This window comes from Verrucomicrobiia bacterium, from assembly GCA_019634625.1.
Lineage (GTDB): Bacteria > Verrucomicrobiota > Verrucomicrobiia > Limisphaerales > CAIMTB01 > CAIMTB01.
Map to the genome: position 1 here is coordinate 25,432 of JAHCBA010000039.1, position 19,692 is coordinate 45,123.

Genomic DNA, 19,692 nt, shown 5'->3' on the forward strand with positions numbered 1-19,692 from the left:
GCACCTTGAGTGAGGCGCTTCGGGCCGGAGGGGGCGGTGGGTTCAGCTCCGGGGGAGAATGACCGAATCGATGACGTGGATCACGCCGTTGCTCGCGGAGATGTCGGTCTTCACGACCGTGGCCTTGTCCACCTGGACCTTCCCATCCGTCACGCTCACGGTGAACTCCTGACCCTGGACCGTCTTGACCTTGCCGGGCTTGACGTCGGCGGCTTTCACGGTGCCGGGGACGACATGGTACTTGAGGATGGCCTGCAACTTCGCCTTGTTCTCCGGCTTGAGCAGTTCGGCGACGGTCCCTTCGGGGAGTTTGGCGAACGCCTCGTCCGTGGGGGCGAAGACGGTGAAGGGACCCTTGCCCTGCAGGGTTTCGACGAGACCGGCCGCCTGGACTGCGGCAACCAGCGTCTTGAACTGTCCCGCCGACTGGGCGACAGCAACGATATCGGACGGCTTCTTGTAATCGGCCTGAGCGACGCCGATCAGGGCGGAGGTGGCAGCGACGGTGAGGATGGCAACGAGCTTTTTCATGGTTTTACGAGTTCGGATGGATGATTTGGTTGGTACAGGTTCGAACGACGAACGGGTTCAAGGTGGCCAAGGTTTATGTAGTGTCAAAAAAGAGTTTAGTATTTGTCTAAATAACTTTTGGAGTCTTGGCTCTTGTTGATCTTTTGGATAGCATTTGTCGATTGAACGCGGTGGGAGTGGGGCTGCCGAGGTCGCGTGGGTTGGGAAGCGCGATCGGTCTGGGGCGGCGAGGGGCGGGCTCCGTGTTCGTTCCGGCGGAGGCCTGGGGTTAGCGGGGCGGTGAATGCCTTGGGAATCTGGGCCGGCCGACGCCGATGGCGGTGACCGCGACGCAAAGCCATCCGAAAAGGTCGCCGAACCGGCGATAAGGTGTCGCCGGGCCGTTGGACCATCCGATCGAGGCGATTTCCACCCCGGCGCGGTACACGTCGTCGCCCCGGGTCAGGCGGGACGCGTGGATCCGTCCGTGGGGATCGATCCAGCAGGTGATTCCGTTATTGGAGCAGCGGACGAGGGGCAGGCCGGTTTCGATGGCACGGAAGACGGCGTTGGCCATGTGCTGCCATTGGGCGGCGCTTTCGCCGAACCAGGCGTTGTTGGTAAGATTGAGGAGAAAATCGACGCCCTCCTCGGCATGCTGGCGGGCCTGCTGGGGAAAGTTGTCTTCAAAGCAGATCAGGACGGAGGTGGTGGCGTTGAGGTCTGCCAACGGGAAGCGGACAGGGGCATTGCCGGGCTGGAATCCGTCACCGATGGGCGCGAGGCGGCGCAGGAACGGAAGCCAGCGACCGAAGGGGATGTATTCCCCGAACATGACCAGGCGGCGCTTGCGATAGAAGGCCAGTACCTGGCCGTCCGGGTTGACGAGGAAGGCGGCGTTGTAGTAGCGGACGGCACCGTTTGCGGCGGGATCGGGATCCTCCTCGGAATCGTCCGCGCCGAAGATCATCCAGACCCGGGCGGAGCGGACCACCTCGATGAGTCGTTCAAAATCGTCCGGCCCGAGCCCACCCGGCAGCGAAGCCTCGGGCCAGACGATGAGGTTGGGTTGGAAAGCGACTGCCTGGCGGGTGAGATCGAGGAGGGCTTCAAAGCGATTGGCGGACTCTGCCGGATCGAAGATGACGGTCTGCGGGATGCTGGGCTGGACCATGGCGACGGCGAGGCGCGATGGGGGGGGCGGAGCGCGGAGCGCAGCGAATCCGGCAACGCAGGCGACGAGGACGGCAAGACCGGGAGGGGCCAGCGTGCCGTACCAGAGGGTGCGTTGCCCCGGATAGCGGACCAGCAGGAGGAGGGCGATGGCCAGAGCGGACGAGAACCAGACCACGAGGAAGCTGATGCCGTACACGCCTGCGATCGAAGCCGTCTGCACGAGAGGAAGAATCCGGTACTGGGAGGCTCCGAGGAGGTTCCATGGAAAGCCTCCGAACAGGCGGGCGAGAAGCATTTCCCAGGCGACCCAGGCGGCGGCGGCGGTGAGGCACCAACCTTGCAGTCGCCAGGCGGAGATCCCGCGGAGGTGCACGGCCCACTGCCGGGGTGGGCACGGTTCGGCTCCCAGCACACCGAGGCGGCGTCCGCAGGTGGTGACGGCGAGTACCCAGAGGGGCGGGAAAAGGGCCAGGAAGAGGCTGAGTGCCACCCATCCGGCGTAGGCGCCGGCTGGGAAAGGGATGTAGCGGAGCCAGGACAGGCTGATGGCGTAGTGGACGGCCCCGGCGACGTAGGCGGTGCGGAAGGCTAGGCCGGGTTGGGCGCCGGTGACCAGGAGCAGCAGGGCACCCGGGACCAGCCAGGCAAAGGCGGCCATGTCGAGGCGGGGGAACGACGCCGCCCACAAGGTGCCCACGCCTGCCGCCGCGGCGAGTCTCCAGCCATCCGAAGCGAGTGCCTTCAAGCGGCGGCAGCTTGGTTGCGAAGCGCTGCCGGCGGCAAGGATGCGTCTTGGGGAGGGTTGATTCGAGGACTGGGGCGATTGACAAGGGAGGGCGTGCCGTATTTGACTGGTCCCCCGCCCATGTGGCGCGTTCGTCTATCGGTTAGGACACGGCCCTCTCAAGGCTGAAAGACGGGTTCGATTCCCGTACGCGCTACCAAGCTTCCAGGCTCCTCATTTCCAGAGCTCCAGGCTCATCGAATCCCCGGGATCGAGGGTGCGGTGACGACTCCGAGGTGGCGAAGGAGAGGATCCGCCCGGGCCGCAAGCCGCGTAACATCAGCGAGCCGATGGCTGCCATGTGCGGGCAAATCGCCTGGCGGGCGATGAACCTGTTCCCAGTCATCGAGGACGCTCGCCCCTCCCCCCGTTCCGGATGGACGTTAATGCGAGGCGGACTCGGGGGGGGCGGCGCTGATCTTCAGGCCTTCGAGTCTTTCTCCGGTGGAGGTGCGGAGGCGGAGGCAGAACTCCCAGGGGCCGGTGTCCTGGGTGATCTTGAGGAGGAGGAGATTCCAGCCCTGGCGGAGGGAGACGATGGTCTTGAATTCGCCGGGGACGGCGGCGCCACCGCGGTTTGCCTGGGAGACGGGTTCGCCGTTGCACCAGAGTTTGTGTCCGTCATCGGCTCCGAGTTCGACCTGGGCGGGCTGGGCGACGGCGGAGTGGACCCAGGTACGGGCATAACCGGCGCAGCGGTTGGGTCCGGTGCCGGTGGCGAGGAGGTCCATCATCCAGGGGCGATGGGCCTGGGTGCCGGCGGGGAGGGGTTGCCACTGGACTGAGGGATCGTCTCTTTCCGGGGGGAACTCCCGGGCGAAGAGGGAACCGCCTTCGCCGGCGAAGAGGGTGTAGGCACCGGCGAACTGCCAGGCCGTGATGTAGTCGCCGTATTGGTCGAGGCGTTCGAGGACCCGGGCGGCCTGGTCCCGGATGGAGGCATCGGTGGAGGAGGCTTTCAGTTGTTTGGCCAGGGCTTCGGCCTGGGCGGGGGCGGAGGAGGTGAGATGGGTGGCGATGCTGAGGAGGGCGGATTCGGCCTCGGTCCGGATGGAGGGATCGGCGAGGAGCGGCTGGACGACGGGGATGGCGTCGGGATCGGGGACGGAGCCGAGGCCGGAGAGGATGAGTTTGCGGTCGTCGGGTCGTTGGGCCAGGGCGAGGAGGTCGCGATAGGCGGGGAGGCGTTGGGCGGGGGCGAGATTGCCTTGGGCGAGGAGGCGGACGGCGCCGCGGAGGGCGAGGGTTTGGTGGACGGGTTGGGCGGGGGAACGGAGGACCTGAACGAGGGCGGGGATGGCCGCGGGATCGCGCCAGGCTGCGAGCACGCGGAAGGCGGTATCACGGACGGATTCGTCGGGGTGGGCAAGATGGGCGTGGACCGCCCGGAGACCCCCTGGGGTGGCGGTGGTGCCGAGGATTCGGAGGAGGGCGGCACGGCCCTCGGGTTCGGCGTTGGCGAGTCTGGACAGCAGGGGGGCGGTGGCGCCGGCCTTGTCGGAGATCCGGTCGCAGGCGGTATCGAGGGCGGTTTCGAGGTCTTCCAGTTCCTCTTCGGAAGGGGCGGCGAGGAGGAGATCGGCAAGGGGGCCGACATGGGCGGCGGTGCTGGCTTCGCCGAGGGCCTGGATGGCCTGGCGACGGAGCTGGGGGTTGTCGGATTGTGCGGACTGGAGGAGTTCGGGGACGGCCTCGGCGATGCGGCGCTGGCCGGCGAGGGAGACGAGGAGGAGGCGGGTGGGGCCGGAGGCCTGGGGGAGGCGGGCGGCCAGGGCGCGGTCGATGGCGTCGCCGGGGAGGCGGGTGAGGGCGCTTTGAGCGGCCTGGGCGACATCGGGTTGGGGATCGACGCCGGCCTGAAGGAGGGCGGGGATGGCGTCGGCGGAGCCCTGGCGTTCGAGGGTGGAGATGGCGGCAAGGCGGAGCGGGGTGGAACCGCGATTGACCGCGCCGAGGATGGCCGGGGCGACGGCATCGTCACGACGGTCGGCAAGGGCGAGGAGGAGGAGGGACTGGCGGTCGTCCGGGAGGCGGTAGAGTTCGGCGGCGAGGGCTTCGGTGACGGGCTGGCCTGGGAGTTCGCGGGCGGTCCGGAGGCCCATGGCGAAGGCGGGGTGGAGGGGATTGCGGAGGGTGTCGAGGAGGAGGGGGAGGCCGGAGGCCGGTTGGGCGAGGATGGCGCCGCGGGTGGCTTCGAGCTGGCGTTGGAGGGGGACGTTCGCCTGGCGGACGGTGTGGAAGAGCCGGGAGGCCTGCCCGGGTTGTTGCTGATCGAGGGCGCTTTCCGCGGCGAGGATCAGGGCCTCGGCGACGGAGGAGCGGAGGGCGGATGGGGTTGACGCGAGGGCGGCTTCGAGAGCGGCGACGGCGGGGGTTGAGGCGATGCGACCGAGCGCGATGGCGGCGGCGTTGGCGACTTCGGTGTTGGGATCCTGGAGGTGGAGGATCAGGGGATCCACGGCCAAGGCGTCCTGGCGGACGCCGATGGAATTGATGACCCCGGCGAGGAGGTTGCCATTGAGGCGGGAGAGCGCCTGACGGAGGGCCAGGTCGGCTTCGGGACCGGGGATGACTTCGAGCGGGATGCGGGCCCAGGAGGCGAGTTGGGGATCGGAGAGGAGGTTGGCGAGGGCGGGGACGGCCTCGGGTCCGCCGTACACGGCGAGGCGTTTGCAGGCCACGGCCTTTTCGGAGGGGGGGGCGCTGGATTGGAGGATGGAGAGTGCCTGGCGGGCCTGTTCGGCCGAGGCGTAGGGAGGCTCGGCGGCGAGGGTGGGGAGGGCCGCCAGCAGGGCGATCAGGGAGGCGGCAAGGGAGGCGATCGAGGAGCGGTTCATGAGGATGGGGGACGGGGGTGGCTGGCAGGTGCAGGGAGGGGGTTCAGATGCGCCAGGGTTCGCGGAGGGCCTCCGAGCGGAGGCGGTTGGCCTCGTCATCGCCGATGAACGCCAGCTTCACGGGGTCGAAGGTGACTTTGCGACCGAGGAAGAGGGCAATGTTGGCGGCGTGGCAGGTGATATGGGACCAGCAGGCGACGTCGGCGTTGGCGCGGGGTTGGGCGCGGGAACGGACGCAGGCGAGGAAATCGCGCACATGGAAGTTGGCGGGGTATCCGGCGATTTTGGGTCGGGAGCGGTCGATGAGGTTTTCGGGGTGGGCGGCGACTTCGCCGTTGTCGCCGGTTTCGACCCAGCCGAGGGAGCCTTCGTAGCGGACGGGGCAGGAGCCGAGGGGGAGCCAGCCATCGTTGCGGAGGACGAGTTTGACGCCGTTGGCGTAGCGGGCGTGAAGTTGATCACCCACGGGCCAGTACTCGACCGCGGCGGTGTCGTCGGCCTGGTTGGCCCATTGGCAGAGGTCCACGCAGTGGGAGCCCCATTCGAGGCAGCCGCCGCCGACCATGCCGCCGCCTTTTTCGAAGCCGCCGCCGTTATTGAGGAGGCTGCGATTGAAGGGGCGCCAGGCGGCCGGGCCGAGGTAGAGGTCCCAGTCGGCGTCGTCCTTGTCGGGTTCGGGTTGGGGTTCGGCCCAGCCGCTGGTGCCGGTGCCGAGGCCGCCGGGGTGGGCGTGGAGGGTATGGAGCTGGCCGAGGCGTCCCTGGTGGCAGAGTTCGGCGGCGAAGGCGAAGTTGGGGAGGCTGCGGCGCTGGGTGCCGGCTTGGAAGACGCGGCCGGTGCGGCGGAAGGTTTGGGCGAGGGCGATACTTTCGGCGATGTTCTTGGTGCAGGGTTTTTCGCAATAGACGTCTTTGCCGGCCCTGGCGGTGAGAATGGAGGCCGGAGCATGCCAGTTGGGTCCGGTGGCGATCAGGACGGCGTCGATGTCGGGGCGGGCGAGGAACTCGCGGAGGTCGCGGTAGGTGGCGCAGTTGGTGTTGCCATAGCGGGTGTCGGCCATGCGCTTGACCGCCTGCCGGCGGTTGGCTTTGACATCGCAGATGGCGACGAACTGGACGCCCGGTTCATGGAGGAAGGCTTCCAGGACGTGGGTGCCACGGCCCCCGATGCCGATGGCTCCGAGGGTGATGCGGTCGCTGGGCGGGGTATGGCCGTCGCGGCCGAGGGCCCGGGCAGGAATGAACGTTGGGAGGGCGACGGCACCGCCGGCGAGGGCCCCGAGGCGACCGAGGAATGAGCGGCGGCTGGAGGCTGGGCTGGGAGTATGGTGGGAGGCGTTCATGGGACTCGATGGGGGTTGGAGTTGGGGACGGTATCGAAGATGGGGGATGAGGGGGTAATGGGAGCTGGAGGGAGCTGGATTGGCTCAAGGAAGGGCGTAGCCGTACACCTCGATTTCCTGGCGGACGTTGAGGGCGCTGAGGCTGCTGCCGGTGGTGTAGGAGCGGATATAGCGGGCGACCACGCCGCCAGCGTCGAAGGTTCGGCCCTGGTAGGTTTCGAAGTACTCCTTGTCGGTGCCCACCCCCTGGCCGGCTGAGTTGTCGCGGTCGTTGTTGTAAAGAGTTCGGACGTTTTCGATGAAGTCCGGATCGTCCGCCACCTGGATAATCACATCGCGGAAGAGCTGGAGGAACCGGTGGTCATGCCAGACGACGATGGCATGGAGGGTGGCCGGGGCACCGAGGTCGATTTGGACCCATTGCGTTCCACGGCGGAACTCCACCACCTGATCATCATCCGGTTCCTTCCGGCCGTCGGTCACTTGGGCGAGGCTGCCCGTGAAGGGGCGGACGCTGCTGGTGACCCGTTTGGCGAGGGCGAGGTTGGTGACGCCTGGGGGTGCAAGGAAAGGGGGGAGCGGCTTCTCCGGAGGGGGTTCGACGTGAGGCCCTGAGGGAAGGTCGCTGGGGGTTCCGCGGAGGGTGGGGGCCGGGAATTGAACCGGCAGCGGAGCGAGTTCCTCGCCATGAACGAGGAGGGGCCCGGACATGAGGGCGATGGACAGCCACGTGGAAAGGCGGAAGCGGCGGGGGGCCCTGGTCGGTTTCACGAGCCCCATCCCATCGCGAGGACGGGGACGTTGCCAAGTATATTGCGGCCGGGCGCGGGAGGGAGGGACGATGGGAGCGGCAATGAGGCGCCTGGGGTGGGGAGAAGCGGGGGAGTGGAGAGGTGGTGCGGATCAAGCAAGGCAGAAGGCAGGGTCAATTTATAAATCGTCTGTCTTATTGAATGGAATCGGTAAATGTTTAAATCGCCTGGCCTATTATTTATTTATTTGGCGGTGGCGGGGTGGTGGGGAGTGAAGAGTGGAAACCTGGTGCAGCTCAGGCAGGGTCAAAATTAAATCGACTGTCTCATTAGCAATCAGTAAACAATTAAAGCGCCTGGCCTATTGTTTTGGTGTTTTGGTGATGGTCAAGAATCCAAGAACCGCCTGGTCACTTAACAGGGTTACGGGTCAAGGGGGGGCAATGAGGGGGTTGGAGGCGATTGTGGGAGTGGTCGTAGGAAGGCGCCCTGAATGCTTGCTACTCGGGGGCTGGGGTGTCGGGGATGACGAGTTCGCCTTTGAAGAGTTCGAGGGCCTCCTTGATGAGGGGGTCGTTCTTGAACTCGACCGGGTCGATCTTGATGGGGGCGACTTTGTCGGTGGGGGCAGGGCGGCGACGGGCCGGGGCGGCCGTTGAAGATGCGGCAGGGGGCGGGGTGCGCGGGGTGGATGCGGGCGGTGGCGTCGGGGCAGGCGAGGGGGTGGCGGGATCGGCGGCGGGGTCGTCGGGGAGGCGGATGAACCGGAGGGTGAGCGGGGCGCCCAGTGCGGACAACCGTGCCTCGAGGGCCTTCCGGGTGCGTTCCTGATCCACCAGGGTGCGCTGATGGTCGTGGGCGGGCGGGTAACCGACCGAGAGAACGCCGCGTTCGATGTGCAGGGGGTGTCCGGACTGGAGGGCGGCGCGTGCCATCGGACTGGCGGCGGCAACGAGGCGGGTCCAAAGGGAGACGGGATCGTCGGGAATGCCTTCTTGGGCCGGGGCGGAAGGGGCGGACGAGGTTGGAGCCGGGATGGGGGGTGCGGGTGCGGGTGCCCGTGCGGGGGCAGCGGCGGGTGTGTCAACGGATGGGCGGGAGGCAGGGTGGGAGGGGTTGGCGGCGACCGGCGCGGCGGTTGGGGCGGCCGGTGAGGAGGGCGGCGTCGGAGGTTGGGGTGCGGCAGGTGCGGCTTCGTGACGAAGTTGCTGGAGGTGCTGGAGGACGAGGTCGAGGTTGACAGCGTTGCGGGCCTCGATGGCTTTGAGGAGAGTCACTTCGAAGAAGATCTTCCGGGCCACGGCGTCGCGGAGGCGGCGTTCGGCGGAGGTGAGGATATCCAGGATGCGGGTGACGGCGTCCTGGGAGGCAGTGGAGGTCTGGCCGGCAAGTTCGAGGGCCTCGGATTCGGTGACTTCGAGGAGGGAAAGGTCGCCATGGGTGACCTGGGCGATCATGAGGTTGCGGAAGTGTTGGAGCAGATCGTGGAGGAGTCGGCTGAGGTCCTTGCCGTTGCGGGCGAGTTCGTTGAGTTCCGTGAGAGCGGCGGCGGGATTGGATTCAAGGACGGCGCGGGCGAGGGCGAGGATCTGGCCTCGGGCGGCGAGCCCGAACATGGAGAGGACATCGGACTCCTCGATGCGGTCTCCGCAGAAACTGATGAGCTGATCGAGCGTGCTTTCGGCGTCGCGCATGCCGCCATCGGCGCCGCGGGCGATGGCCTGAAGGGCGGGCGTGGCGATGGTGACACCCTCGGCTTCGGCGATCGATTGAAGGTGGCGGACGATGAGGGTGGCGGGGATGCGGCGCAGGTCGAAGCGCTGGCAGCGGGAGAGGATGGTGGGGAGGACGCGTTCGGGGTCGGTGGTGGCGAAGAGGAATTTCACATGGGCGGGGGGTTCCTCGAGGGTTTTGAGGAGGGCATTGAAGGCCGCCGTGGTGAGCATGTGGACCTCGTCGATGATGTAGATCTTGTAGGTCGAGGCGGCGGGGGCGAAGCGGGCGGTATCGCGGAGTTCGCGGACTTGTTCGACGCCATTGTTGGAAGCGCCGTCGATTTCGAGGACATCGAGGGAGCGGCCTTCGGCGATTTCCCGGCAGCGGGGGTCGTCGAGGTCAAAATCGGCGCTGGGTCCGCCGGTGGCGTTGAGGGCCATGGCGAAGATGCGGGCGATGGTGGTTTTGCCGGTGCCGCGGGGGCCGCAGAAGAGGTAGGCGTGGGCGATGCGTCCCGAGCGGATGGCGTTGGCGAGGGTCTGGGTGACGTGTTCCTGTCCGACGACCTCGGCAAAGCGCTGGGGGCGGTATTTGCGGGCGATGACCTGGTAGCTCATGGCGCGGGAGGGGAAAGGGAATGCCAGGGACACCACGGCAGATGCGGAGCGAGCTACCGTTGCTGCCTTCCGGCCCTGGCGGGGTTTGCAGGTCCGCATTCCATGGGCCCTGGCGGCGTCAGTGTGGGGGGACGGGCGCGCGGTGGGGCAAGGAGATTATCCGGAGGAAGTGCAGGGCCCGTGCAACCCGGAGTTGTGGGGAGAGGGGCGAGCCTGGCGAAGCGTGGCATTGGGGGGGCGGGTTCCACGCGGCCGCAACGGTGGGGTGCAGTGGGTTGGGGACTCGCGAACTCGTCCCTTCGATTCGGGCCTCCGCACCCACATAGACGGGGATGCACCGGGGCAGGCCAGAGGGGCTGACCCAGGCGGGGGCGAGGGCGGACTTTTGCTTCTCCGGGGAGGGAGGGGTGGCCTAGGGTACCGGGGTGGGCGTGATGTCCGACCGATTGCTGTTTGGGGTGGCGGTGCTGTTCTATGCGGCAGCGACCGGGTATGCGGTGCTGTTGTGGCGGCGCGGGTTCCGGCGGGACGACAGCTGGTGTTACACGTGGCTGGCGCTGGCGTGCGTCCCCCACACGGCGGCATTGCTGGCGCGTGGATTCTCGCTGCAACGCTGCCCTGTGACCAACCTGTTCGAGGCGGTGATGTTCATTTCCTGGACCGTGGTGGTGCTGCACCTGGTGGTGGGGATGTGGTCGCGACTGCGGTTTCTGTGTGCTTTTGGGGCGCCGCTGTTGCTGATGATGGGGGTCTTTGGGCTGCAGCCCGGATTGGACCGGCCTGCACCGGCGATGGAATGGGAGGTGACGCGCGGCCTGGTGAGTCTGCATGCGGGGTTGATTCTGCTGTCGTACGGGACGTTCGGGCTGGGGGCGGCGGCGGCGATGCTGTATCTGGCGCAGGAGCACGATCTGAAGTTCCACAAGGTGCGGGCGCTGCTGTCGCGATTGCCGGCGATGGAGCGGTTGGAGAAGGTGGTGACGGGATCGTTGGGGGTGGGGTTGGGATTGCTGACGGCGGGGCTGTTGCTGACGGTGGGGTTGATGCGGGAGGTGGGTGTGGCGGCGGTACGGGGGGATCCGAAGGTGGTGTGGTCGGCGGTGGTGTGGGTGGCGTATGCGGCGCTGCTGGGATTGCGGTTGCGGCACGGGTGGGGTCCGAGGCCGCTGGCATGGGGGGCGCTGGGGAGTTTTGCCTTCGTCATGCTGACCTTCTGGGGTACGAACCTGATGTCGCCGCTGCACAAATAGCGTCATGCCGGTTTACTGTGTTGGCCTGAGTCATCGGACCGCGCCCGTGGAGGTGCGCGAGCGTTTCGCCTTGGAGGAGACGGCGATCCCGGCGGCGCTGGAGGGGTTGCGGACGGGAGGCATTGCCGCGGAGGCGGTATGGTTATCGACGTGCAACCGGGTGGAGGTGTACCTGGAGATCGAGACTGCCCGGGTTGAGGAGGCGCGGCGTTACCTGATCGAGGCGAGCCGGTGGGATGGAGAACCGCCGGGCGAGGTCTTGTATGTGCATTCCGAGCCGGCCAGCATCGAGCACCTGTTCCGGGTGGCGAGCGGGTTGGATTCGATGGTGCTGGGGGAGACGGAGATTCTGGGGCAGTTGAAGCGGGCGTACGAACTGGCGCGGCGTCACGGGCACACCGGGGCCCGGCTGAACCGGGCGTTTCAGAGGGCGTTCAATGTGGCCAAGCAGATCCGGTCGGAAACGCAGATTCAGCGCGGGGGCATTTCGGTGGCGTCGGTGGCGGTTGAGTTGACCGAGCGGATTTTCGAGACGGTGGAGGGGCGGCAGGTGCTGGTGGTGGGCGCGGGGGACACCGGGGAGAAGGTGGCGCGGGCGTTGTTGTCGCGCGGGGTGGCCCAGGTGTGGATTGCCAACCGGACGGTGGAGCGGGCGGAGGCGCTGGCGGGGGTGCTGGGGGAGCGGACGCGGGCGATCGCGGACTGGGAGGAGGCGGCGCCGGACGCGGACGTCTGGATCAGCAGCACGTCGTCGCCGGGGTATGTGCTGGATGTCGGGCGGGTGGAGGCGTTGATGGTGGCGCGGGGGCGGCGTCCGCTGTTGCTGGTGGATCTGGCGGTACCGCGGGACATCGACCCCGGGGTGATCGGAATTTCGGACGTGTATCTTTTCAACGTGGACGATTTGGAGGCCATCGCGAAGGCGCATCTGCGGCAGCGCGAGGCCGAGGTGGCGCGGTGCGAGGCATTGATCCGGGAGCGGGCGTCCGGTCTGCTCACGGCGGTGGTTTCGGCCCGGGGCGCGGCGGCATCGGGGGCCATGTCGGCCCCGGCCTAGAAGGAGCACCGAGATGGCGCATCGGAGGGACGACGAAACGAGGCGGGTACGCATTGCGACCCGGGGCAGCGCGCTGGCGATGGCGCAGTCGAGGTTGGTCGCGGGGTTGTGCCGGGACGCGGACGGGCGGCTGGAGGTGGGGTTGCAGGTGATCAAGACCACGGGGGACAGGATGCAGGCGGCGTCGTGGCGCGCCTCCGGGCAGACACTGCCGAAGGGGCTGTTCACGAAGGAACTCGAGGTGGCCTTGATCGAGGGTGAGGCGGACCTGGCGGTGCACAGCTTGAAGGATCTGCCCACCGAACTGCCGGACGGCCTGCGTCTGGGCGGCGTGCTGCTTCGGGCTGACCCGAGGGATGTGCTGGTGGGCCGTCGCGGTTGGGACGTGCGGTGTCCCGGCGGCGGCATGGAAGCGTTGCGGGAGGGGGCGGTGGTGGCGACGAGCAGCACCCGGCGGGCGGCGCAGTTGCGGTGGCGACGTCCCGACATTCGGATCGTGGGAATCCGCGGGAACGTGCCGACGCGGTTGGCGAAGCTGGCGGCGACGCAGGAATTCGATGCCACGCTGCTGGCGGCGGCGGGTTTGGAGCGGTTGGGGATCCGGCTCGACGCCGAAGGGCGGGTCCTCGAAGCGGAGGATGGAAGCGTCGGGGGATGGGGGTTGGAACTGCGCGGTCGTCCTCTTGACCTGGAGGAGATGCTGCCTGCGCCCGGCCAGGCGGCGATCGGTCTGGAGATCCGCAAGGGCGATCGGCGATTGCTGGCTCTTTGCCGGCGAATCGAGGACGCCGTCAGCCGGGAGTGTGTGGAGGCTGAGCGGGCTTTTCTGGCGGGCTTCGGCGGCGGCTGCCTGAGTCCGGTGGCGGCCTGGGCCCGGGTCGAGGGCGAGGCGTTGCGTTTGCGGGCGGTGGCTTTCGAAGGCGAGCGACGGTGGGAAGGAACCGGAAATGCGCCGGTGTCCGGGGCCCGGCGGTTGGGCCGCACGATGGGTCGGGAGGCCCGGCGGGCGCTGGCGCGACGGAGCGGCTGAGTCCCGGGGGCGTCTTGAACCCTGGTCAGCGGGTGGGGTCTGAAGCGAGCAGGGCGGCCACCAGCCCGTCGAGGGTGTGGGGTCGTGCCTCGGCCGCGGGGCTCAGGTCGAGGGCGGTGATGGCCTTGGAGGTCTCGGGTCCGATCGAGGCCAGACGGAGCTGTGGATGGCGGGCAAGGAGGGCGGTCAGGGGGAAGCGCTTGTGGAAATGCTCGACGGTCGAGGCACTGGTGAAGGTGATCCAGTCCACGCCCTCCTCGAGCCAGCGCGCGTGGGGGTCTGACGGGGAAGCGGGTGCGGCGAGGGTCTCGTAGAAGGCGACATCGTCCACGATGGCACCGTGCTTCTCGAGTTCGCGGCAGACGTCGGGATTGGCCACCTGGGCGCGGGCGAGGAGGATGCGGAGGTTGTCGAGGCTTTCCTGTTCGGCGATGGCGGCGGCGAGGTGGCGCCCGAGGAATTCGGAGGGGACGGCGTCGGCACGGACGTGGAAGTCGCGGAGACGGGCGACGGTGGCGGGCCCGACGGCGGCCAGACGGGCACGTCCGAGGGTGCGGATGTCGTCGTAGGCAGCGAGGAGGGCACCGAAGAAGGCGGACACGCCGTTGGGGCTGCTGAAGACGATCCAGTCGTATTCGCCCAGGCCGGCGAGCGCCTCGACGACGGGTTGCCGGGCGGTGGGGGCCTGGATGGCGATGGCGGGGATTTCAAGGACTTCGGCGCCCAGTTCTTCGAGGCGGGCGGTGAGGTCGGCGGCCTGTTCACGGCGGCGAGTGACGACGATACGCCGGCCGAACAGGGGGCGTTTTTCGAACCAGTTGAGGTGGTCGCGGAGGCGGACGACCTCGCCGACGACCGCCAGGGCGGGGGCGGCGAGGCCGACGGTACGAACCTTTTCGGCGATGTCGGCCAGGGAGCCGGTGACCGTCTGCTGGCGGGCGGTGGTGCCCCAGCGGATGACGGCCACGGGGGTGGTTGGGGGGAGGCCTCCGGCGACGAGGGCCTCCACGATGGCAGGCAGTCGTTCGAGGCCCATGAGGATGACTTTCGTGCCATGGGCCCGGGCCACTGCGCCCCAGTCCACCATGGATCCCGGCTTGCCGGGATCTTCATGACCAGTGACCACGGTGACGGCCGAGGCGTATTCGCGGTGAGTGACGGGAATGCCGGCGGAGGCGGGTGCAGCCAGGAATGAAGAGACGCCCGGGACGATCTCGAAGGGGATCCCGGCGTCGGCGAGTTCCTCGGCCTCTTCGCCGCCGCGTCCGAAGAGGCAGGGATCGCCGCCCTTGAGGCGGACCACTGTGCGGCCTGCGCGGGCATGCTCGATGAGCAGGCGGTTGATGTCCTCCTGAGAGCGGGGAGGGGCGGGCGGGGTCGGGCGGGCCGGAATGGACTCGGCCTGGGGCGGGGCATGTCGGATCAGGAGCGCGGTGGGAACCAAGGCGTCATGCACCACCACGTCCGCGCGTCCGAGGACCTGAGCCCCGCGGAGTGTTAGGAGTGACGGATCGCCCGGACCTGCGCCCACGAGATAAACCTTCCCCGGCTTGCCATGCGCCATGCGGGGCAAGGTAACGGGAGAGGAGTGCGCTGGGCAAACAGGGGTGCGATTTGGTGTGGGCGGATGGCCCCGAGGCTTTGGCGAGCTGGTTGGCTTGAGAAGAATGAGAGTAACACTGGGATAATATTGTTGACTATGCAGACAACACTCCCGGCATCATATTGTTGACTATTTAGGCAAATAGACCGGCACTCTATTGTTGACGGACGTATACATACAAAACGCCCTGCACGTAGTTATTGACTGTCTAATAAGAATTGACCGACCTATTATATTATATTACTTGTTGACGATCGGAGATCAGGGCGTCCCAGGCGGGACGATGAGATTCAAGGGGGGGCGGGCAGAGGAATGTGCGGCAACAATAAAGAGTCGGACTCTATAAATTGGTTAGTGGTTAGAGTTCACCCGGCCCCGAGGCCTGAATTTCCCGCCAAGCGCCTCGTGCAGGATTCGCGCGACGGGTGCCTCGTCGCCCCAAAAACCAGCAGCTTACTGCATGGTTACGGCTTAGAGGACCCGGGTCCAGCGGACCTTGAGGTAGCGGCTTTCGGGGCAGGTGGAGAGGACGGGGTGGTCGGGGGCGGCGCCGGTGCGGTCGAGGAACTGGAGTCGTCGTCCCTGCCGGTGGGCGGCCTTGATCACGATCCGGTCGAATTCGTCCTCGTCCACCATCCCGGAGCAGGAGCAGGTCACGAAGAGGCCGCCGGGACGGACCAGGGAAAGGCCGAGGATGTTGAGGTCCTCGTACTTCTTCGTGCCGCCGTCGGTGTCTTCGCGGTCGAAGACGAGCTTGGGGGGGTCGAGGACCACCACGTCCCAGCGTTCGCGGTTCTTCTGCATCTGGCGGCACCAGGTGAAGGCGTCGCAGTGGATCCACTCGATGCGGGCCTGATTGAGGTTGGCGTTGCGGCGGGCGCGGGCGATGGCGGTTTCGTCGAGGTCCACACCGGTCACTTCGGTTGCCTCTCCTGCGATCCTGGCGGCGAGTGCAAACCCGCCGGTGTAGCAGCAGAGGTCGAGGACGCGGGCGCCGCGGGTGAAGGCGGTGAGGCGACGTCGGTTGTCGCGCTGGTCGCAGAAGAAGCCGGTCTTGTGGCCCTCCGCGAAGTCCACTTCGTGGCGGATGCCGTGTTCGCGGATCTTGACCGACTGGAGCGGGGGCGGGGGAGCGCCGGCGCGGCGGATGCCTTCGAAGCGGGCGGCTCGTTCGTCGACCTCGATCACGGCATGGCGGGTTCCGAGGCGGCGATGGAGATGATCCAGCCAGTTGGGGAGGCGTTGGAAGACGCCGAGGCTGTGGACGGAGACGCTGAGGACATCGGCGAAGCGGTCCACGACGAGGCCGCTGAGGCTGTCGCCATCGGAGTGGACGACGCGGTAGGCGTCGGTGTGGTCGGGGAGGCGGAGGACGTCATGGCGCAGGGCGACAGCGCGGTCGAGTTGATCGAGGAGGTGCTGTTCGGTAACGGCGTCGGGTCCGTGGTGGAGGACGCGGAGGGGGACGCGCGCGCGGGGATGGTAGAAGCCGGCACCGAAGGGGTAGCCGTCCTTGTCGTAGACGGCGACCAGGGAACCGGGGGTGGCGTCGGGGGACGCTCCTCGGATCATGGCCGGGTAGAGGGTTGGGTGATAGCTGAAGGTGCGGAGTTGCACCCAGGGGGTGCGGCGTTCGGTGGGGGGATGGGCGGGGGCAGGGACGGGCGGGGGCATGGCGGAGGGAGGGGGCGCGGGGTTATTCCCGGATCTGTCCGGTGCCGGTGCCGATCCACTTGTACGTGCAGAGTTCGTCGAGGCCCATGGGGCCGCGGGCGCCGAGTTTGTCGGTGCTGATGCCGATTTCGGCGCCCATGCCGAACTCGGCGCCATCGGTGAACCGGGTGGAGGCATTCCAGTACACGGCGGCGGAATCGACTTCGAGAAGGAAGCGGCGGGCGGCGGCCTCGTTGCGGGTGACGATGGATTCGGAGTGGGCGGAGCCGTGGCGGCTGATGTGGGCGATGGCGTCGCCGAGGCCGTCCACAACGCGGACATTGAGGATGAGATCGTTGTATTCGCGGGACCAGTCGTCGGGCTGGGCGGCGACGAGTTTTCCCTCGGGGGGGCGGCCTTTCATGCCGAGGAGGGTGCGGGTGGGGACATCGGTGCGGAGTTCGACCCCGCGTTCCCAGAGTTGGGCGGCGAGGGAAGGAAGGAACCCGGTGGCGATGGGCCAGTCCACGAGGACGGTTTCGGCGGCATTGCAGGTGGAGGGGCGCTGGCATTTGGCATTGACGACGATGGCCTCGGCCATGGCCGGGTCGGCCTCGCGATCCACGAAGATGTGGCAGACGCCCTTGTAATGTTTGATGACGGGGACCTTGGAGCAGTCGGTGACGGCGCGGATGAGGCCTTCGCCACCGCGGGGGATGCAGAGGTCCACCAGGTCGGGATGGGAAAGCAGGGCGGGGATGGCTTCGCGGTCGGGGACGGGGACGACCTGGATGGCGTGTTCGGGGAAGGCGGGAACGGCGTCGCGGGCGGCGGCGACCATGGTGGCGGCGATGAGGCGATTCGAGTGGAGGGCTTCCTTGCCGCCGCGGAGGATGGTGGCGTTGCCGGTTTTGAAGCAGAGGCTGGCGGCGTCGGCGGTGACGTTGGGGCGCGACTCGTAGATGATGACGATGACGCCGATGGGAGTGGCGACTTTCTGGAGACGGAGGCCATTGGGGCGGGTGCGATCGTCGAGGACACGTCCGACCGGATCGGGGAGGGCGGCGACATCGCGGAGGCCCTGGGCCATGGCGGCGACGCGTTTCCCGTCGAGTTTGAGGCGGTCGAGCATGGCGGCGGACAGGCCGAGTTCGCGTCCGGTCTCGAGGTCGCGGGCGTTGGCGTCGAGCAGCGCGGGGAGGGCGCGATCGAGGGCGTCGGCCATGGCCCGGAGGCAGGCGTCCTTGTCGGCGGTGGACAGTTTGGCGAGACCGCGGGAGGCGCATTTGGCCTCCGCGGCGAGGAGCCTCATCTGCTCGGCCAGCGTCATGGAGCCGAGCCTAAGGGGCTAGCGGCTGGGCGGCGAGCGTGGAGACGAGCCCGGAGCGGTCCTGCGGTTCAGGCGGCGGCCGGGGAGTCCGGGAAGCGGCGGAGGACGGCATGGCCGAGGATTTCGGCGGCCTCCTCGACGGAGAAGGTGTCGGTATTGAGAACCAGGTGGTAGGCGAGCGGATCGTCGATGTCGGCGTCGAAGTGGGACTTGAGGTGGCGACGGCGGGCGGCGTCCTCCTTCTGGATGTAATCGTGGGCGGCGGCGAGATCGAGCTGGCGGAGGTCGGCGATGCGCTGGGCGCGTTTCCCGGGGGAGCCGACCAGGCGCAGGTGGAAGGCGGTGGGGAGGCTGGCGAGGATGAGATGGGCACCGCGTCCGACGAGGATGCAATTCCCGAGCTGGGCGAGGCCGAGGGTGGTCTCGGCGACCTGCTTGTCGAGGGTGGTGGAGGAGGGGTGAAGGCCGAGGAGTTCCTCCATGGTATCCCGGATGTAGGAGACGCGGTCCTCGGGCATGTAACGGACGAGGGTGGCGGGGAGATTATGTTCGGCGAGAGCTTTCTCGACGAGGCTTCGGTGGAAGACGGTCCACGGGGCACGGTTGCCGGGGCGATGCTTCTGGAGGAACCGGGCGAGGTGTTCGGCGACGGCGATGCCACCGGAGCCGGCCATGCGGGAGAGGGTGACCGTGGGCGGGGTTCGCGGGTGCTCGTGGCGTTTCCAGGGGGCGATCTGGGTCTCGACGTAACTCAGCGCGTGTTCGAGTGAGGCGACGGTATTCATGGCGTCAGGGTGGGGGTGGTTTCTGAAGCTGATCATCTCCACGGCACGGGGAAAGTCTCGTCCCGAATTGGCGGAAGGGCACCGTGGGTTGGCGGGTGTCGAAGGGGCGTCGGTGCATCGTTGAATTGCGGGTGAGGAGGTGGCGAATTGGCGTCTTCGGGCTTTTCCCTGGGGGGGCGCGGGAGTAGAAGGGCCCAGATCGTTCAACCCAGGAAGCCCCATGAAGATCGCACGACGCCAGTTTCTCAAGACTTCGGCCCTTGGTATCGGCGGCGCCATGCTTGGCGCGCAAAGCGGCTGGGCCGCCACCGAGCCGCGCCTTTCTGCCCTTGGGGCTTATGACACGGTGACGCTGGGGCGGACGGGCATTCGGACGTCGCGGGTGAGCATGGGGACCGGGGTGCGGGGAGGGATGCGGGAATCGAATCACACGCGAATGGGGGTGGAGAATGCGCACCGATTGATCCGGGAGATCCATGAGCGTGGGGTTCGGAGTTTTGATCTGGCCGACATGTATGGGACGCACGGGTTGTTTCCTCCCGCTCTGGAGGGGGTGCCGCGCGACCAGTACATGCTGATGAGCAAGATCTGGTTCCGGCCGGGGGGGATTCCCGAGCCGGAACGGTTGGATGCGGACGTGGTGGTGGGGCGGTTTCTGAAGGAACTGAAGACCGATTACCTGGACCTGGTGCTGCTGCACTGCGTGGAGTCGGCGACGTGGCCGAGGGAGCTGGCGCGGCAGATGGAGATCCTGGCGGAGCTGAAGCGCAAGGGGGTGATCCGGGCCCACGGGGTGTCGTGTCATTCGCTGGCGGCGCTGGAGGCGGTGGTGGATGAACCGTGGGTGGATTCGGTGCATGCCCGGATCAATCCGTTTCAGATGGTGATGGACGGGCCGCCCGAGAAGGTGGCGCCGGTGCTCGAACGGATTCGGGCACAAGGCAAGGGCGTGGTGGGGATGAAGATCATCGGCGAGGGCCGGCTGAGGAACGACGAGGAGAAGAAGGATCAGTCGATCGGTTACGCCTGGGCGAATGGCCTGGTGGACATGGTGACGGTGGGCTTCGAGAAGACGGAGGAGCTGGACGATTTCGATGTGCGGTTGCGGCGGGTGACACGGTTGGCGGCGTGACGGGCCTGGAGAGGGCGCATGGGAGTGGAGCGGAGGGATGAGGACTCACGGAGGGGTGCTGCGACCCCTGGCGGGGTCGTGTGCGAGTGGGGATAGCTGCCCGGGGGTCGAACCCGCG

14 protein-coding genes, 1 tRNA gene and 1 other RNA gene are annotated in these 19,692 nt (G+C 67.5%); 5 read left to right on the top strand and 11 right to left on the bottom strand.

Going from position 1 to position 19,692, the window contains the following annotated elements; translation table 11 throughout:
• Window positions 1-42: 42 nt before the first annotated feature.
• Entirely contained in the window at window positions 43-531 is a 489-nt protein-coding gene (locus KF833_19085) for a fasciclin domain-containing protein (protein ID MBX3747420.1), read from the bottom strand.
• A 268-nt stretch (window positions 532-799) separates the two neighbouring features.
• A complete protein-coding gene (gene lnt / locus KF833_19090; protein ID MBX3747421.1) occupies window positions 800-2,431 on the bottom strand; it encodes an apolipoprotein N-acyltransferase in 1,632 nt (543 codons plus the stop codon).
• Between the two features lie 124 nt (window positions 2,432-2,555).
• On the opposite strand from lnt, the gene KF833_19095 reads away from it, so the two are divergent.
• A tRNA-Glu gene (locus KF833_19095) sits at window positions 2,556-2,630 on the top strand.
• A 223-nt stretch (window positions 2,631-2,853) separates the two neighbouring features.
• On the opposite strand, the gene KF833_19100 is transcribed toward KF833_19095, so the two are convergent.
• The 5 genes from KF833_19100 to ffs form a co-directional block, all read right to left on the bottom strand.
• Entirely contained in the window at window positions 2,854-5,307 is a 2,454-nt protein-coding gene (locus tag KF833_19100) for a HEAT repeat domain-containing protein (GenBank protein ID MBX3747422.1), read from the bottom strand.
• A gap of 43 nt (window positions 5,308-5,350) precedes the next feature.
• Window positions 5,351-6,649 (bottom strand): Gfo/Idh/MocA family oxidoreductase, encoded by a 1,299-nt coding sequence (locus KF833_19105; protein ID MBX3747423.1) that lies wholly within the window; start codon window positions 6,647-6,649, stop codon window positions 5,351-5,353.
• Window positions 6,650-6,733: 84 nt separating this feature from the next.
• Entirely contained in the window at window positions 6,734-7,420 is a 687-nt protein-coding gene (locus KF833_19110; protein MBX3747424.1) for a hypothetical protein, read from the bottom strand.
• 481 nt (window positions 7,421-7,901) lie between these two features.
• The gene (dnaX, locus tag KF833_19115) at window positions 7,902-9,734 is read right to left on the bottom strand and encodes a DNA polymerase III subunit gamma/tau (GenBank protein ID MBX3747425.1); all 1,833 of its coding nucleotides are present in this window, start codon (window positions 9,732-9,734) and stop codon (window positions 7,902-7,904) included.
• 18 nt (window positions 9,735-9,752) lie between these two features.
• Window positions 9,753-9,849, bottom strand: an RNA gene (ffs, locus tag KF833_19120) — signal recognition particle sRNA small type.
• 319 nt (window positions 9,850-10,168) lie between these two features.
• Here ffs and ccsA point away from each other — a divergent pair.
• From ccsA to hemC, 3 genes are read left to right on the top strand one after another with little or no spacing between them, the layout of a single operon-like run.
• Window positions 10,169-10,984, top strand: coding sequence for a cytochrome c biogenesis protein CcsA (ccsA, locus tag KF833_19125; GenBank protein MBX3747426.1), 816 nt, complete (start codon window positions 10,169-10,171; stop codon window positions 10,982-10,984).
• Window positions 10,985-10,988: 4 nt separating this feature from the next.
• Entirely contained in the window at window positions 10,989-12,041 is a 1,053-nt protein-coding gene (hemA, locus tag KF833_19130; protein MBX3747427.1) for a glutamyl-tRNA reductase, read from the top strand.
• A gap of 13 nt (window positions 12,042-12,054) precedes the next feature.
• Window positions 12,055-13,071 carry a hydroxymethylbilane synthase gene (gene hemC, locus KF833_19135; GenBank protein ID MBX3747428.1) on the top strand — a complete coding sequence of 339 codons (1,017 nt, stop codon included), beginning with the start codon at window positions 12,055-12,057 and terminating at the stop codon, window positions 13,069-13,071.
• A gap of 25 nt (window positions 13,072-13,096) precedes the next feature.
• Here hemC and cobA read toward each other — a convergent pair whose 3' ends face one another.
• From cobA to KF833_19155, 4 genes are all read right to left on the bottom strand, one after another.
• Window positions 13,097-14,635, bottom strand: a complete 1,539-nt coding sequence (gene cobA / locus KF833_19140; protein ID MBX3747429.1) for a uroporphyrinogen-III C-methyltransferase — start codon at window positions 14,633-14,635, stop codon at window positions 13,097-13,099.
• Between the two features lie 510 nt (window positions 14,636-15,145).
• Window positions 15,146-16,348, bottom strand: coding sequence for a class I SAM-dependent rRNA methyltransferase (locus KF833_19145; protein ID MBX3747430.1), 1,203 nt, complete (start codon window positions 16,346-16,348; stop codon window positions 15,146-15,148).
• Between the two features lie 22 nt (window positions 16,349-16,370).
• Complete coding sequence (locus KF833_19150; protein MBX3747431.1) at window positions 16,371-17,657, bottom strand: glutamate-5-semialdehyde dehydrogenase; 1,287 nt, start codon at window positions 17,655-17,657, stop codon at window positions 16,371-16,373.
• A gap of 68 nt (window positions 17,658-17,725) precedes the next feature.
• Complete coding sequence (locus tag KF833_19155; GenBank protein MBX3747432.1) at window positions 17,726-18,442, bottom strand: cytidylate kinase-like family protein; 717 nt, start codon at window positions 18,440-18,442, stop codon at window positions 17,726-17,728.
• Window positions 18,443-18,662: 220 nt separating this feature from the next.
• Between KF833_19155 and KF833_19160 the strand changes: the two genes are divergently transcribed.
• Window positions 18,663-19,574, top strand: a complete 912-nt coding sequence (locus tag KF833_19160) for an aldo/keto reductase (protein ID MBX3747433.1) — start codon at window positions 18,663-18,665, stop codon at window positions 19,572-19,574.
• The last annotated feature ends 118 nt before the right edge of the window (window positions 19,575-19,692 follow it).